The organism is Pseudomonadota bacterium (assembly GCA_026388255.1).
Taxonomy (GTDB): domain Bacteria; phylum Desulfobacterota; class Syntrophorhabdia; order Syntrophorhabdales; family Syntrophorhabdaceae; genus JAPLKB01.
In genome coordinates, this window is sequence record JAPLKC010000026.1 from 24,784 (window position 1) to 41,572 (window position 16,789).

Annotated in this window: 17 protein-coding genes; 8 read left to right on the forward strand and 9 right to left on the reverse strand. The window is 38.8% G+C overall.

Features of this window, described 5'->3' with window-relative positions:
- Positions 1–8: 8 nt before the first annotated feature.
- The 8 genes from NT178_02785 to NT178_02820 all read right to left on the reverse strand — a co-directional run bounded on the left by NT178_02785 (position 9) and on the right by NT178_02820 (position 7,592).
- Complete coding sequence (locus tag NT178_02785) at positions 9–332, reverse strand: hypothetical protein (GenBank protein ID MCX5811453.1); 324 nt, start codon at positions 330–332, stop codon at positions 9–11.
- Positions 301–1,443, reverse strand: coding sequence for a tetratricopeptide repeat protein (locus NT178_02790; protein ID MCX5811454.1), 1,143 nt, complete (start codon positions 1,441–1,443; stop codon positions 301–303). The genes NT178_02785 and NT178_02790 overlap by 32 nt, the downstream gene beginning before the upstream one ends.
- Positions 1,440–2,981, reverse strand: coding sequence for a secretin N-terminal domain-containing protein (locus NT178_02795; protein MCX5811455.1), 1,542 nt, complete (start codon positions 2,979–2,981; stop codon positions 1,440–1,442). Before NT178_02795 ends, NT178_02790 begins: the two co-directional genes overlap by 4 nt.
- A complete protein-coding gene (locus NT178_02800; protein ID MCX5811456.1) occupies positions 2,978–3,481 on the reverse strand; it encodes a hypothetical protein in 504 nt (167 codons plus the stop codon). The genes NT178_02795 and NT178_02800 overlap by 4 nt, the downstream gene beginning before the upstream one ends.
- Positions 3,468–4,028, reverse strand: coding sequence for a type 4a pilus biogenesis protein PilO (gene pilO / locus NT178_02805; GenBank protein ID MCX5811457.1), 561 nt, complete (start codon positions 4,026–4,028; stop codon positions 3,468–3,470). Before pilO ends, NT178_02800 begins: the two co-directional genes overlap by 14 nt.
- The gene (gene pilM, locus NT178_02810) at positions 4,018–5,685 is read right to left on the reverse strand and encodes a pilus assembly protein PilM (GenBank protein ID MCX5811458.1); all 1,668 of its coding nucleotides are present in this window, start codon (positions 5,683–5,685) and stop codon (positions 4,018–4,020) included. The genes pilO and pilM overlap by 11 nt, the downstream gene beginning before the upstream one ends.
- Positions 5,686–5,690: 5 nt before the next feature.
- Positions 5,691–6,014, reverse strand: coding sequence for a hypothetical protein (locus NT178_02815; GenBank protein ID MCX5811459.1), 324 nt, complete (start codon positions 6,012–6,014; stop codon positions 5,691–5,693).
- Positions 6,015–6,293: 279 nt separating this feature from the next.
- Positions 6,294–7,592 (reverse strand): diguanylate cyclase, encoded by a 1,299-nt coding sequence (locus NT178_02820; protein ID MCX5811460.1) that lies wholly within the window; start codon positions 7,590–7,592, stop codon positions 6,294–6,296.
- Between the two features lie 558 nt (positions 7,593–8,150).
- Between NT178_02820 and NT178_02825 the strand changes: the two genes are divergently transcribed.
- From NT178_02825 to NT178_02855, 7 genes are all read left to right on the forward strand, one after another.
- Positions 8,151–9,083, forward strand: coding sequence for a MoxR family ATPase (locus NT178_02825; GenBank protein ID MCX5811461.1), 933 nt, complete (start codon positions 8,151–8,153; stop codon positions 9,081–9,083).
- A gap of 83 nt (positions 9,084–9,166) precedes the next feature.
- On the forward strand, positions 9,167–9,961 hold the full coding sequence (locus NT178_02830; GenBank protein ID MCX5811462.1) for a DUF58 domain-containing protein: 795 nt from the start codon (positions 9,167–9,169) through the stop codon (positions 9,959–9,961).
- A gap of 5 nt (positions 9,962–9,966) precedes the next feature.
- Positions 9,967–11,922: a DUF3488 and transglutaminase-like domain-containing protein gene (locus tag NT178_02835; GenBank protein ID MCX5811463.1), complete on the forward strand. Its 1,956-nt coding sequence runs from the start codon at positions 9,967–9,969 to the stop codon at positions 11,920–11,922.
- Between the two features lie 201 nt (positions 11,923–12,123).
- Complete coding sequence (locus tag NT178_02840; GenBank protein ID MCX5811464.1) at positions 12,124–12,603, forward strand: chemotaxis protein CheX; 480 nt, start codon at positions 12,124–12,126, stop codon at positions 12,601–12,603.
- A 170-nt stretch (positions 12,604–12,773) separates the two neighbouring features.
- A complete protein-coding gene (locus NT178_02845; GenBank protein ID MCX5811465.1) occupies positions 12,774–14,312 on the forward strand; it encodes a histidine kinase in 1,539 nt (512 codons plus the stop codon).
- Positions 14,309–14,962, forward strand: a complete 654-nt coding sequence (locus NT178_02850) for a response regulator transcription factor (GenBank protein MCX5811466.1) — start codon at positions 14,309–14,311, stop codon at positions 14,960–14,962. Before NT178_02845 ends, NT178_02850 begins: the two co-directional genes overlap by 4 nt.
- A gap of 107 nt (positions 14,963–15,069) precedes the next feature.
- On the forward strand, positions 15,070–15,465 hold the full coding sequence (locus NT178_02855; GenBank protein MCX5811467.1) for a response regulator transcription factor: 396 nt from the start codon (positions 15,070–15,072) through the stop codon (positions 15,463–15,465).
- Positions 15,466–15,858: 393 nt separating this feature from the next.
- On the opposite strand, the gene NT178_02860 is transcribed toward NT178_02855, so the two are convergent.
- Complete coding sequence (locus tag NT178_02860) at positions 15,859–16,371, reverse strand: tetratricopeptide repeat protein (protein MCX5811468.1); 513 nt, start codon at positions 16,369–16,371, stop codon at positions 15,859–15,861.
- Between the two features lie 262 nt (positions 16,372–16,633).
- Here NT178_02860 and NT178_02865 point away from each other — a divergent pair.
- Positions 16,634–16,789, forward strand: a 156-nt coding sequence (locus NT178_02865) for a flavodoxin family protein (protein ID MCX5811469.1), incomplete at its 3' end; no start/stop codon positions are given.

A 16,789-nucleotide genomic window follows, 5' to 3' on the forward strand; every position in this document is an offset into this window, starting at 1 on the left:
TTAAATAATCACCCATGCTTGCCACCGCATATGCATTTTCCCATTTTCCTGCTCAAAAGATCGTTGGGATTTTGCTCCATGGTATGTATTCCGTATTCCTTGCCGAGCTCAATTGAAGAATATACTTGCACACCTTCAAAAGTTTCGTACTGCCATGCTTTTGTCGTTGTTATTAATACACTGCGTATCTCTTCACTTCCAAAAATAATATCGCTGAGTTTTATGATATTTCTATTATTTCCCAATACTGGTAATCCCTTGAAAATAGAGATGCTCTTTACGCCTTGAGAAATACCTTTTTCAACGATTTCTGGTAAATTGACTTTCTTCAAGAACCTTTAACCTCTCAATAACCTTGTTCTTTTCTTCTCTTTTCCCGCCTTCTCGAAGATAGAATCTGTAGTATTTAATAGCCTCTTGAACTTCACCCATGTCATCCTTTATAAGCGCGAGAGACAGGTATGCCGAAGGGTCTTTGTTGCCCCTCCTGATCAAATTTTCAAGCGCCCTCGAAGCTTCATCGTACCTTCTTTGAGCACGCAAAAGGCCTGAAAAGTTAATGTAGGCTTCAGCCCCGTCTTTATCCATATCGATCGCTTTTTTAAAATATTCTTCCGCAAGCTTCTTATCCCCCTCTCTCATAAGAAGAATACCTATGTTGTTGTATGCCTTTGTATAACCTGGTTTTTTCTCGAGAATCTTTCTGAAATATATCAATGCCTCGTTTACATTACCTTCTCTCATAGCAATGACGCCAAGATTATTTAAAACCTCTATGTTGTCAGGTTTTTCAGATAAAATCTTTAAATACAGCTTTTTTGCCTCATTTGTCCTGCCTTTTTCTGTTTCTAAAAGCGCTTCATTGTACATAGTCATAATTTTTTCTTCATCAACTCTCATTACAACAACCTTTGTATTTTCCATTAACGCTGAAGACATCTCTTCTCTCGGATTGACAGGCGTGGCCGAGGAATAAGCATAAGGCTTATTTGCCCTGGCAGCCTTCTTTTTCAGAGCTGCAATCTCTTTTGGCTCACGCTCTGCCTTTTCTTCACGAACGGTTTCTGTGAAATGTGCTTTTACTTTTTGAGGTTTACTCATCAATATTTCATCTTCTGTTTTTGTCTTGGAAACAGTCTTTGCAAAGGCTTCGGTTTTTTCCTCAGTTTTTTTTGCAGTTTCAATTTTAGCGACAGGTTTAGATACAGTATCAGGCTGCTCCTTTAAAACTATTGTTTTTGAAGGGGTTTGTGCAGGTTTTGCCTTAAGCATAATCGGCAAAACCGAGGCAAGTAAAATCACGCCTGCCGAGGCTGACAGAATGATATAAAAAGCTTTTTTATTTTTTGTATATACACCCTGTATACCGCCGCCTTCAAACCTGGGCTTGATCCTTTTCCTCTCCTCCTGAGCCTTTTTTAAGGCATCAAGGATAAGACTCATGGGGCATCCTTTCCGTATATTATTCTTGGGGTTAAGAATATAACAAGTTCGGTTCTATATGAAGTATTGGTTTGCGTCTTAAAAAAATTTCCCAACCCCGGTATAGACATAAGACCTTTTACCCCTTGTTCATCGCTTGTCGAAAAGTCCTTTATAAGCCCACCGATTATAATAGATTCCCCTTCTCTCACCTTAACAAGGGTATCCACCTCCCTAACGGAAAGTACAGGCGCGGTAACCTTTGTGCCGCCTACAGTGGACTCCGCTGTACGCAGTTTCTCCGTCAACATGGGGTGTATATTCATGACTATATTGCCCTGATTGTCTATCTGGGGCACGACATCCAGCACAAGACCGATGGTAACATATTTAGGGGTTTGTGTTGTTACAGCGGGACTGCCGGAAGTTACCGTCGTTGTTGTCTCAAAGAAAACGTCTTCAGTTGCAACCTTTATTACTGCCCTTTGGTTGTTCAATGTTGCAATCTTTGGACTTGAAACAATATTTATTTTCCCCTGCGTTCTTAAAAGGTCTATAAACGAATCGAATCTGCCTCTGCCCACGCCGAAACGTACATATTGTTCAGGGGCGTTTAATTTTGTTAAGTCGTCAATCTTGGGAATATTAAACAATTTGGTTTGAGGAACAACAAGGGCTTGTTCAATGTTCAATGCAAACCCCTGCCATTGGGCTCCGATAAGACTCCAATTGATGCCTTCCTTTGATTCTTCAGTAAGCATTACCTCTACGATCTTTGCCTCTATCATTACCTGCCTTTGAACGGTCCCTTCAACCGTCTCAAGAAACAGCGCAATATTTTTAAGGCTCTTCGGGTAATCCATGACCATAATCACCGATGCCTGCCTGTTTAAGATAAATTTCCCTTCAGGAGAGAGGAAGTTCTTTATATTATTCTCTATATCTCTCCACAAATCCGATTCCGTGCCCGTTGACACTACAATATTTGCACTACCGCCACCGGTTGCAGTTGTTGCGCCGGTGCCGCCGGATACAGCACCACTTGTGCTTCCCGTAACAGTGCCGCCCGCTTGTGTGGTGGTTCTGCCTGTCGAGGTTGCCCCACTTATGAAACCTATCCCTGTTTTATTTAAAGTAATATAGTTCAGGGTAAATATCCTCATCTCGATCTTCGGTTTTGAAACATAAATGCTTCTATCCTCAATCTTGAATGAATAATTGAGCGGTTCAAGAATATATTCAATGGCTTTGTTCAATGTTACATTTTTTAAATCCACGGTGCATACGCCCTTTACATCAGGCTCTATAATAATGTTGTAATTGGTCTGTTTGGATATAGCCCTCAGTACATCTTTTACATCGGCATCTCTTAATGAAAACGAAAAGACCTCTTTAGGCCCTTCAATTTCTATCCTTCTTGCCTTTTCTGTTTGAGGCATTACAGGGCTTACAATATCAACAGGTTGTAATACTTTAGACTTTTCCTTGACTGGCTCCACAGAAGCGCATGACGATAAAAATAGAAGCAATGCAAGAATGTAACAAACATTCATATTCATTGTTGCACCTCTGTTGAGGGCTCTTTTATGGATGCTTCGCCTACCATGCTTGCCACCGGAATCACCCTTCTCTGGCCTTTACGAACGAGAATAACTCTGTCCTTCCATATTTCCTGGACTTTTTCATCTCCTATAAAATCGCCTCTTTCTACAATATCATTCCCTATTATTGCCAGTCTTCCTTTCTTGCTTTCAAGCACAGCAACCAATTTAAGCCCTATTTTGGGCTGTTGAATGCGTTTCTCATCTACTAATTTAGGCAGTTGAAAAGGGTCTCTGTCCCATGTAAAATTAACTTTTACAATTTGTGGCCTGTTAGTTTCAGGCTGCTCGGCCTGGATAACAGAAGGTTGGGATGAAGATTGCCGGGCTGTCGTGACAGTATCAACGGAGAGGGGTATTTTGTACGGCGGTTTCTTTTTCCCTGTAAAAAAAAACGTATATGCCGAAAATGCTATGGCAAGAACAAGGCCAATTATGATGGGTTTACTTACTTTCAAATGTCTTTTTTTCCTTCCATGCTTTGAATTCTATCACAAATTTTCCTGTTAAAACAGGGTATTCCTTTTCATCATAAGACAGCTTTGCATTCAATATCCCTTTAAAAGAGTTATTGCCTTCCAGTTCCTCAAGAAATTTTCCCATTTCTAAAAATCTTCCCTTTAATCCGATTTCAAATATGGGGTACGTCAACATAGATGCCCTTTTCTTATCAATTGATGTGAATGAACTATTAAAATCTGTGATAAGTATGCCGTTTTTCTTTGCCGTCCTTACTATGTCTTTCATAACTCCAGGAAAATCATCAAAAACAGGAATATTTGCCTGAAAGGTTTTTATTAACTGCTCCATTTTTGCGCCTCTATTCTTAATCTGAAGCATATTATTGATATCGTTATCTATCGCCTGCTCTTCTGTCTTTAACTTGGAAAGTTCCTGATTTTTCAGTTTGATTTTTGACGATAGAGGCATATAGAAGGCCAATACCCATGCAATAATAACAATCACCGGCGTTGCAAACCATACATATAAAGGTTTAAATTTCATAAGCAGAACACCTTCCGGTAATAACGAATTCCATAACTTTTCCGTTCCCTATTTCCTTTAATTCCTTGCTCGATACCTTTACGTTCTGAATAAACCCGGACCTGTCAAGCATTATGATAAAACTTAAAAGTATTGGTTCAAGCATCTCTGCTTCGCCATAAATATATCCTTTTATCCCAACAATGTAGTCATTCCCGAATGCAGGTCCAGTAGTCTGCACAAGATCTTTCGGGGCGCCATCATTTGTCGTTTCTTTCTGGGTGCTCTCTTTTACAGTTTCTTTTACAGCATCCTTTACTTGCATAGTTTCCTGAGACGATGCATCTTTCCGCAAATCTTTAGAAGATGGCACAATTTGTCTTTCTTTGGCAAAATCTATCTCTCTTATAAATACATCCTTCGGCAGATGAGAAGATAAGTACTTCAGTAATAAAACAAAGGTTTTGTCTTTTTTTTGTGTTTCACTAAGCAAGGGCACAAGCTCATCATATCTTGAAGGAGAGATGGTTCCGCCAATCTGCTTCAATTGTGCCTGTTTATTTAAAATGCTTACCTTTTGTAATTTGATAGATAATTCAGGTTTACTATAGTTGCTCCAGACATTCAAAGAAAGGATTATGAGTAAAGCCAGAATTCCTATTGTTCCTGTTCTAATCCATTTTTTATAGATCGCTTCTTTTTCACGTATCTTAATTTCCGGAGGCAACAGGTTAACAAGGGATTCTTTCCGCGTACAAAGCACATATGCCGGTAAAAATTCATCATCAATATTTACAGGCATCTCAAGATGTCCAACTTCCTCAACAAGAGAATTTCCTATTTTCTCAATAATATTTGGAATCATTGAGCCTCTGCCGGATATATAAACCTTCACAATGGGCATGTCGGGACTTTTTTGATTATATACGCTGAATGTTCTCTGCATTTCTCCAATAAGCCTTTCAAAAGGCAGACTTAAAATCTCATTCGACCTATCATCAAATCCCTTTTCTCTTTTATATTCTTCAGCTTCATCATAGCTAACACCGAGTCCGCTGATTAAAACATCAGTAAAACTTTCCGAGGCCGTCATGATCTCTCTTACAAACCTGAGTTTCTTTCTGTTAAGTATATATATGCCTGTTTGCCTTCCTCCTATATCAACCACTGCAACGGAGCCGTCCTGTCTATCTTCAATTATGGGGGTATATATAAAGCCTACGTCAGTTATCAGAACAATATCTTTGAAGCCGGTCCTGTCTAATAAGGTTAACATGTTATTCACATAGTCCCTTTGGACCCCTACAAACATAACTTCTTCTTTTCTTATTCCTCTTTCATCTATCTCGCCAAGCAATACAAATTCATAGACCATTTCTTCAAGCGGCATTGGAACAATCTTTGATGCAGACCAGTTAATGGCTTCTTTTATTTCTTCTTTCGGCAGGGTTGGTATTGTAAATGTTTTCTTCAGGATGTCCTGAGAGGTGATGCTCAGGGCTGTTTCAATATTGCCGCCCTCCCTTATTTTTATATCGGAAAGTATTATAGCAAGGTTGTCTAAGTCACCTTGATAAGGGTAGTCGCCTTTTGAAACAAGTTCTCCCTTATCTTTTTTCCCTCTCCACCGGGTATATTTTACACTTACTGTTCCGACATCTATGCCGAGAATATCCATTTGTTTTAAGCCATTCCCATTAATTTAAGTTTCTCTAATGCCATATGAGTAAGATCAATATTTCTCCGTTTACCCGGCTCTTTTTCCAGATAACCTTTTTTACGAAGAGGTTCTATAAAAGTTGCAGCGCTGTTTGTCTTCAAGTTCATTTTATTTGCTATTTCTCGTTGTGTAGGATAATACCTGTGTTCTATAAAATAATTATACAGATAAATAAGGCACTCTGCCTGCCTTCCAGTTAAAGGAGGCAATGATCTCAATTCTTCATTCTTTCCAATATCCATTGAAGTTGTTTTTATGACATCCTTTTGACCCTCCACTGGATCCATCTGCCTTCTCCTTTATTGCATAGTATGCAAATAAGTAATTATAGTAGTATATTAATATGTATTCATAATAGTATGTGAAAAGAAAACTGTCAAGCTTTTAATTTTAACGATGTTTCATATTTTCATGCTTTTTGCCTGGAACGACAGAATGCCGGTTTTACAAAGGTCTCAAGGTGCTTGACGGCTTATTTAATTCTATTGTCTGAATTATTAAGGATTGAAAAGTACTGATGTATTGATATTAAAAGAATTATTTATTACGTTTATCTTTCCTTCGTTTTAATATACTGCTATATAGTTCTTGCCGAGAGCTTTAGCTTTGTGTGTGGTTCTAACAACAAGTGAAAGAAGTGTGGCAATATCCATTTTGCCGTTTATCTGAATAAGCCCAATGCCAATCGTCAAGTTGCTTTTTGTATAATCAAAAATAAAATTGTGCTGATTAATAATATTTTGCAATCTTTCGGCAGCCAGCCTTGCCTCTGCCATACTGATCCCTCTGAATAATATTGCAAATTCATCTCCCTCAAACCTAAAGGCGCTGTCTCCGGTGCGCAAGCTTTTACTTAACAACTTTCCCACGGCTATTAAAACCTCATCGCCTGTGTTATGACCGAAGGAATGATTAATCTCTTTAAAATCATCAATATCAAGAAAAAGAAGAGCGCTTAAATTCCCTCTTCTTTCGGACTTTTTTGCTTTATCAATTGTTATGCGTAATGCCAATTCTAAAGAGTGTCTGTTAGGAAGACCCGTAAGCATATCATAGTTAGCAAAACGAAGAAGTTTATGTTCGCTTTTTTTAAGCTCAGTCATATCTTCACACGAAACTACAAATTCTCCATTGACAATTTTTACAGGAATGAAATTGACAATTTTTTCTGTTTTATCTTTGCATGTTATAGTGAGAATCCAAGAATTTTTTTTCCCTGATTCTTCATCTATAGCATTATTCAGCCATGTTAGCATTATTTCATGTCTGTATTTAGGATCGGGAAATACTTTCCTGAACCATGTTTTCCAATCAGGAAGTTCATCCAGGCTATATCCGAAAAGTTCCTGAAATTTTTTATTTATGTATTCAAATTTGCCGTTTTTATTTATTAGGATAATGCCGAATGGCGCATTTTCAAATGCAGTGATAAATTTCATTTTTTCATTGTGCAACTCTTCCTCTATCTTCATTAGATGAGAGATGTCACGGATTATGACCATCATGTAATATTCGTGGATGCCTTCGATAACTGAAAATGAAGCTTCAACGAATATTTTTAATCCATTTTTTTTTGTAAAGGAAAATGGGACTATTTTGTCCTTCAATTCTCCTGAAAGGATTCCAATATTTTTTATGGAATTATTCTTACCGGCATTATCTGAAAGAAAGTTTTCGACCTCCTTCCCTATCATCTCGGCACTGGTATAACCGAACATCTTTTCTGCGGCAGCATTCCAAAGAGTTATTTTTCCTTTCTTATCAATCAGAAAAACAGCGTCATTGGCCAAAGTAATCGTTTTAGCAAATATGCTGGAGGTTTTCTCTAAAGCTTCATTTTTAGATTCATGTTCTTTTGAGGTCATTGTATTCCCTTGTTTTATGATCCGGCTCTATATTGAGTAAGGAAACATCTTTTTTTATTGAGGTATCCATTTTATTATTTTAAATAATATATCGGCTTTGTCAAAGATTTTCTTTACCTCATTTACTATCAAAATTTCAGAGCATCGCTTTCGCTGTGAATAAGCATACAATATAAAATTATTTATTAAATGTAAAGAATTGAAAAATAATCAGAATAATCCATCCTTTTTATCGCGCTATGATTTAATGTATATTATGCCGGAAGCAAAGGGTGCTTGCAATGCCGGACTTGACAGGTCTGCACCATATCAGAATCCCGGAATAACCCCGCAAACTGGATGTTGTTTAGCAAGAAAAGCTGCTGTCTTTTGGCTCAATGACAAACTCGCAGCAAGCCGTGGGCAATCTGCCTGCAGGTAATTAATGCAGAATCCTTTGATGCACAAGCGTCTTTATTGCTGTTCTTTTAAGGGAGTTTTCTTAAAACAGTGCCATATTAATGATAAATATGAAGGAATAAATGTGTTAAAATACCAATCGAAAGGACGGTGTAAAAAATGGAGACAGAGAACAACAGGATCAAACATATTATCAAATCGCTTTCAAGCTATTTGCACGGAAAAGATAAACCGCTACGATTATCTCTTATATCGTTTCTTTCAAGGGGGCATTTGCTTATAGAAGACCTGCCGGGGCTTGGAAAAACAACCCTTGCTATCGGTATTGCCAAGTCACTGGGCCTCACTTTTGGCAGGATTCAATGCACAAGCGATCTCTTGCCAACCGATATTACAGGCTTGTCCATATATAATAAAAGCTCCGGCGAATTTGAATTCCATCCCGGTCCGATTTTTAACAATATTGTACTGTGCGATGAAATCAACAGAGCAACCCCGAAAACTCAAAGTGCGCTTTTGGAGGCTATGGGGGAAAAACAGGTTACAATAGAGGGTAAAACATACAAGCTGCCGAGATTGTTTTCCGTTATAGCAACACAGAATCCGGTTGAGCAATTTGGAACATTTCCATTGCCGGAATCACAGCTTGACAGGTTTATGATGAAAATTAGTATTGGGTATCCATCTCATGATGCTGAAAAGGAAATACTGAAAGTAGGGAGCAGAAGAGAGGAGATTTACAGCATTGAGCCTGTAATGAACAAAGAAGAGGTGGCGCAGCTTCAAGCAGGCATTGAAAATAATACATATATTTCCGATAAAATACTCAATTACACACTTGCCATTATCGAAGCAACAAGAGGTAACGGCTATCTGGCCTCAGGATTGTCAACGCGCGGGGCCTTAACCTTGATAAATACTGCAAAGGCAAATGCCTATTTTCATGGAAGGGATTTTGTGATACCCGAGGATATTAAAGAACTGTCGGAATATACAATACCGCACAGGGTATTATTCAAAGAAGAATATGAAACACTTGATAAGAAGGAGATTATAAAATCCTTAATAGAAAAAATACCTACCCCGGCGTAATAAAGATTACAAAGGCAGGTTTTCTCTATATACTGCTGACGATATTTCTTGGTGTTTCCGCAGTAAATACCGGCAACAATCTCATGTATCTGATTGTTGCTGCGCTTTTAAGCTTTATGGGTATTTCAGGTTTTTTCGGCAAGAGTAATTTATCAAAAATTACTGTGGAAGTGGAATTTCCATCGGAAGTATATGCAAATATCAATTTCCCTTTGAAATTAACATTGAAAAACAAGAGGAAGCTGCTGCCTGTTTTTCTCTTAAGGGTGCAGATAGATGATTATTCCATTTTTTTCCCCTTTGTGGACGTGAAGGGTGAATCGACAAGATATGTTGATGTCACTTTTAGAAAAAGAGGTGAATATGAGATCAGGGATATTTATATCAGCTCTGTATTTCCATTTAATTTTTTTACAAGATACAAGGCACTTAAAGATACCTTTCATTTTATCGTATTCCCTGAGCTTAAAAGATGTGACCTGTTGAGCATTTACGAAAAAGGCAGGAGAATGAAGGGAGAAAAGATTACTGATAGAATAGGGTATGAATCGGATATTATTTCCATACGGGAATATGTTTACGGCGATCCGTTGAAATATATCAACTGGAAGGCCACTGCAAAAACCGGAAAATTGAAGACAAAGGAACTTTCAACCCTTGCCTACCAGCCGATTATCATCAATTTTGATAAGGTGGCGATAAAAGACTTGGAAGAGAAACTTTCCTGTATTGCTTACTCTCTCCTCCAGGTCCTGAAAAAACATATGCCTATCGGATTGAAGATAAACAACAGGTTATACGAACCCGGGGCTTCACGCGTACATAAAATTAATATGTTAAAAGAACTGGCGCTTTATAAGCCTGCAAACGGTGATTAATAGATATGAGATGGTTTAATAACAGGGATCAAAAGATAAATATCGAGACCATTGTCAAGGCAATCACCTATCTGGTAAGCATAATCGGTTTTATCGCAATCTTTAATCACGTAAATATTATATTTTCAGCCACTTTTTTGGCATTACTCTTATTCTCGTTGTTTTTCGAGTTAAACAGGAAATTTTATTTTCCCAGATGGACGCTCAATATCCTGTCCATAGTGGTAATTGTCTTATCTTTCTATAGGTTTAATGTCGGCAACCTTGTTGCACAGATAATAGAAGCCCTTCTAATACTTCTTGCAATAAAACTCCTTGAAGATAAAAAATTCAGGGATTACATGCAAATATATGCAATCACCCTCTTTTTGCTCGCCGGTCTCGGGCTACTTTCACTTGATATAGCTTTTGCTGTATACCTTTTTATACTTGTAATTCTATTAACTATTTCAATTGTTTTACTTACATATTACTCGCAGGACCCGAATTTAGAGTTGCCGAGATATATGGTGTTAAAGATAGTTCTAAAATCCATGTACATACCTCTGCTTGCCGTTCCTCTCACCGTTGTCATGTTTGTAATATTACCCCGTACACATTACCCGATTCTAAATTTTCTTAACAGGGCAGATAAGGCAAAGACAGGTTTTACGGACAACGTCAGGCTCGGCGGTGTTTCCGGCATCCAGGAGGATTCGAGTGCGATATTGCGGGTAAACATGGAAAAGATTGACAACGATGCCCTCTACTGGCGCGGGGTTGTGCTTGATCATTTTGACGGTAGTTCGTGGAAAAGCTCGCAGAAGTATATGGTGTCTACGGCAAAGCGTATTGACATAAAAGGTAAAAGGATCACCCAGACTGTCTATCTTGAACCTTATGAAAATATATATCTTTTTGCTTTAGACAAGCCTGTTTTTATATCATTAAAGGGCACTAAGAAAAATACGGATTTGACATACACTTCATCAGGATTTATTGAAAAGAGGACACGATATAATGCGGTTTCGATAATTTCCAATATAATCGGCGATGACACAATTGATGAAGATATATATCTTCAAGTGCCTGAAGATTTATCTTCGAAGATAACGGATTTGGTTCGTAGTTTGGCCCCAGGCAAAGACAAGGAAGAAGATATACAATTAATCCATAGATTTTTGAACAACAGCTCATATAAATACTCCCTGGAAAACCTGCCAATTTCCAAAACCCCTCTCGAAGATTTCCTTTTTAATGTCAAACACGGTAATTGTGAATATTTTGCATCAGCCTATGCGGTTATGTTGAGGATTGCCGGTATTCCTTCGCGGCTGATTGGCGGGTACAGAGGTGGATATTACAACGATATGGGAGGATATTACCTGGTGCCGCAAAAGAATGCACATGTATGGGTAGAGGCATATGTAAAAAATAAGGGTTGGGTGCGAATCGACCCCACGCCGGCGGGCATAGAAGCTTTTTCATCCCCCTTGAAGGGTAATTTATTGTTCAGACTGAACCTGTTCCTCGATACAATAAATTATTACTGGTTTGCCTTTGTTATAAACTATAATTTTGAAAGACAGTTGAGTATACTCAGTTCATTAAGGAAAGCTTTCAAAAAACCCTCAATAGCACTGACATTTAATAAAGAAAAAACTGTGAAATACGGTATTATTCTTTTTCTTATAACGGCAGCAGCATTAACAGCTTACTATATTACAGTAAAAGGCATCAGGAGAGAGACCGGGGAGAAGAGGCTGCTTTCAAAATTTTTAAACAAAATGGAAAGACAGGGGTATAAGAAAAAGGAATCGCAGGGGCTTGAGGAGTTTGTCTTAACAATTCCGGATGATGAAATAAAAAGGCACTCCCTGAAATTTGTAATAGAGTTTGAAAAACTATTTTACCGGGACCAAACATTTAAAGAAAATCATATAATAGACTTAAAAAAAATGATAGATTTGATTAAAATATAATGTGAATATGAAATCATGGAAAAAGAAGGCAAAAAAATTTATGTTTATGCACAATTTAAGAGCCAAAAAATATATTAGACTTAAGTGAGGCAGAGCCTGTCTATTATTATATCAGTCTGTTTTTGAATGTCCGGAAATAAGCGATAGCGATTACGGCATATAAGGGACAGGCGTTAAGAAGACCACAAGAGGAAGCCGGTTATGAATGAAAAGTATATTAGTCCAATTATAACTGCTGTAAAGTATGTGTTTAAAGCTATGCTTGATATCGATATAGAGCACGGCATTCCATTTGTTAAAGACAACAGAAAATTGTCAGGCGATATTACAGGAGTAATGGCGCTCTCAGGAGCCGAGGGGGAACAGAAAGGGATGCTTGCTTTCAGCACTTCAAAACAAGGGGCATTGGCGATATACAAAAAACTAATGCACCAGGAGTTTCAAGAGATCAACGCAGAGATTATTGATGGAACAGGAGAACTCACAAACATTATTTCAGGACGTGCCAGGTATGAGCTTGAAAGAGAAGGTGTTCACCTTTATGCACATGTGCCTATGATATTTTCGGGAAATAATGCTGAAGTCAATTTTATTACCAAAATATCCATCATATCCATACCATTTCTCTTCGTCATAGATGAAAAAAGGTTAGAGGTGAATGTGGATTTTATGTTCGAATGATTGTTTTGTATGCAGTAAAGTCAGTAACGTATGAAAGAATTTAGCATGTCTGTCGTTCATTATTATGTGATAAACAGAAAACTGATTGATAACATTTTAAAATTATTGTAAATTAATTCATACACAGATTATATACAACGGATAATGAAAGCTGAAGGGGACAGGGGGGTATGCACAGCCTTCGCTCATCAATCATAACAGGTTCAAATTTTAATAAATTTTTTGCGACATTATTCTGGCTTTTGATGTGCGCAGGGCTTTATCTCTCTAAACTCTACAGTTTCGTTCTCTTTCACAGTATGGTAGAAATATTTTCTGTCATCATCGCCTTCGGCGTTTTTATGGTTGCCTGGAACTCACGCCGGCTTATAACTAATAACTTCATTCTTTTTATCGGGATTGCCTACTTTTTTGTAGGATGGATTGATCTCATACATACCTTTGCATATAAAGGGATAAACATATTCAAAGAATTTGATACAGATCTTGCGTCCCAGTTATGGATAGCAGGCAGATTCATGGAGAGCATCTCTCTCCTTATTGCGCCGTTGTTTTTGCAGAAGAGGCTGAAACCCCGTATAGTTTTTGCCGGTTATCTCTTCATAACTATCTGTTTATTGGCATCCATTTTTTATTTCAGGGTATTTCCAGATTGTTTTATCGAGGGTAGGGGTTTAACCAGGTTTAAGATTTTCAGTGAGTACATTATTTCGTCAATTCTTGCAGCTTCAATCGTTCTCCTTTTTCGACACAGGGATAAATTCGATAAAAGCGTATTGTCCCTTATTGCCTGTTCGATACTCTTTACGATAGGCTCTGAACTGTGTTTCACCTTATATATGGATGTTTACGGCCTTTCAAACTTTGTAGGCCATTTTTTTAAGGTTGTCTCTTTTTATTTTATGTACAGGGCTATGATTGAGATTGGCCTTGAGAAGCCGTACAGCTTTCTTTTGAGAGATTTTAAAGTAAGTGAAGCGGCGTTAAAACATCATCAGGAGGAGCTCGAAGAGCTTGTCAAAGAAAGGACAAATGAATTAAGGGCAACGAACGAACAACTCATTGAGGTAAGTAAAAGACTCGGAGAAGCCGAAGATAATGAAAGACGTAGAATATCAAGAGAATTACACGACACGGTTGGCCAGAACCTCACTGCTCTTGGAATAACCCTGAATATCCTTAGATCTAAATTGCTTCAAGAAGCGTCTGACGCTGTCTGTTTGCGTATCGATGACGCCCTGGCAATGGTTGAGGAAACAACGGAAAATATCCGTAGTGTTATATCCCAATTGAGACCTCCTGTTCTCGATGACTATGGTTTATTTGCAGCATTACGTTCCTTCGGAGAGCACTTCTCTTTGAGGACAAGCATAAATGTTGTACTTGAAGGCGAGGAAACATTCCCAAAACTAAACATGTACATCGAAGGGGCATTATTTCGTATTACCCAGGAGGCGCTGAATAACGCGGCAAAACATGCCCGTGCAAGCAAGATAATCGTGTCTCTGAAAAACCATGTTGACCATGTGACACTTACTATTAAAGATGACGGTGTGGGTTTCGATCCCAATAATATCACTAATATTAAAAGGCTTGATAAATGGGGTCTTACAAATATCAAGGAGCGCGCTATGTCGGTAGGAGGACGTTGCCATATTGAAAGCAGTCCTGGAAAAGGCGCGCAAATAACCGTGGAGGTGGCATTGTGAGCATCACTGTTTTTTTGGCTGATGACCATGCTGTGTTGCGAGAGGGGCTTAAGCTTCTTCTTGAATCGCAAGAGGATATTATAGTAAGCGGTAATGCTGCAAACGGACGTGATGCTGTCAGGCAGACAATAAAACTCCGTCCGGACGTGATAATAATGGATATTTCCATGCCTGAACTCAATGGTATTGACGCGACTTATCAGATACTGGAGGTGTGCCCGTCAACCAGGATTATCATACTTTCAATGCATGCTGCTTCCGAACATATTTTGCGAGCCCTGAAGGCAGGCGCCCGCGGCTATCTCCTTAAGGAATCGGCCGGCAAAGAAATAATTCAAGCTGTACGGACTGTGTATGGCGGCGGCCGATATCTGAGCCTGAAGATCTCGGATAATCTCATAGATAATTATCTGCAGAGATATGGAGATAATGATATCGATAATCCTTTGTCAAGACTAAGCCCGCGGGAAAAGGAAATTATGCAGCTTGTAGCGGAAGGTAAGTCAAGTATCGAGATTGCAAATATTATTTTTCTTTCTCCTAAGACCGTTGAAACATACAGAAGCCGTCTGATGCAGAAACTCAATGTCAGAGATATTACAGGGCTCATTAAGATCGCCTTGAAGCATGACTTGATCCCGCTGGAGTAAAGACGAGGAAATTTTTAAATAATTTATCATACACTCCCTATCTGATTTATCAAACTCTCCTGACATACATGAAACAAATTATTTTTTATTATTAGACTATAATTGTTATGGAGCAATACGAAATGACCATTTTAATTGTTGACGATCATTTGAATATGCGTAGGATGATTAAAGAATGGCTTGAGGAGGAATTCTCTCAATTCAATTTTGTTTTGGCTTCAAACGCCAGAGAAGCCATCAGTTTTTGTCAAAATATATCGCCGCGCCTGGTAATTATGGATATAAACCTCCCGGATATAAGCGGTATTGATGCCATATCGGATATAAAAGCGATCAGACCTTTTACTGATATAGTTATGCTTACTATTCATGAAAACGGTGCATACCGTGAAGCTGCAGACAAAGCTGGTGCAAGCGCATATGTTACAAAGCGGGAATTATACGAAGACCTTATACCCGTATTGAGTAATTTACTGTATAACCAGGAAAGGTTAGAACAATGAAAAGAACTTTTATATTTATTGATAATAGCTTATCAATACATTCCTACCCCATGCATGGTACACCATTGAATTTGCCGGTACCCCCAACCCCCCCCCAACGTCGGCAACATACCATACCGGTGTGCCATGCATTCAATATAATATAACTGCAAGAAAGATTCGGTCTCATGTGAACCAGAGGAGTACCACGCCGATTTTTTGATCGAAAACGACCCGACATTCAAAACCAGAATTGAAAAGCGTTATCGGAATATAAGACCACCGGGGGGATAGATGCCGATGCTCTTATAAAAGTTTTAGAAAGCCACCGGAATCCGTCGTAACGGACGGCTAAAACTGTTACGAGTATTTGTTATCTTTCAAATTAACAGAATGCAGCAAAATATTATACGTTCAGTTGTCTATCGAAGACCCTTGCCCATGACCACCAGCCAGCCATCCGATCCCGCTGTCTCTCAGAAACTTCTGCGTATTTCCATCCCCCAGCAGGGCGGCATGCTGATAATCCATCAAGGCGCGCATTCCTTCCCCCAGTATTGCATATATTTTTGCCCGAAAGGCGTAGACTTCTGCATATCCCGGGTCAAGCTTCAGGGCCTCGTTGAGGTCTGAAATGGCATCTTTATATTTCTCATTTTCTGCTTTTAGAGTTGCGCGAATAAAATATGGCTCCGGCATTTTAGGGTTAAGCCTGATCGCCTTGTTCACGTCTCTCATTGCCTGTCTGTTGCGGCTTGTCTTTACGTAAACATATGCCCTTAGGACATAGAGGCCTGCTTGAGTAGAGTCAAACCGTATTGCCTTTGTGTATGCTTTAATTGCACCTTCGAGGTCGCCTATTCCCTGAAATTCTGTTCCCTGTGTGAGCCATGCAAGAGAATTATCTTTGTCGGTTTTCTTTTTCATTGTTGTCCTCTTAACTGTTATCATATATATAAAATCAATAATACTCAAGAGTTAATCATTGACTGGTATGCCGTTGATATGGTTATAAATACCAGAAAACAACTGTGTTTTGATATCGAGTGCATGACCTTTCGTGGATAGTTGTGAATTATGGAAAGAAATACGCGCTATGTGGGCCAAACGCAACGAAAGCTACAACGTTGCCATATACTTCCGGCCCATGGGTGCTATATTAGGAAGCAAAGAAAAGGAGACAGAGCTCATGAAAATGATAGCGATAAACGGAAGCCCGAGAAAGAAATGGAACACGGCAACCCTTCTTCAAAAAGCCCTGGATGGGGCCGCATCCCGGGGAGCGGACACCGAACTTGTCCACCTCTATGATCTCAGTTACAGGGGATGTATAAGCTGCTTCGCA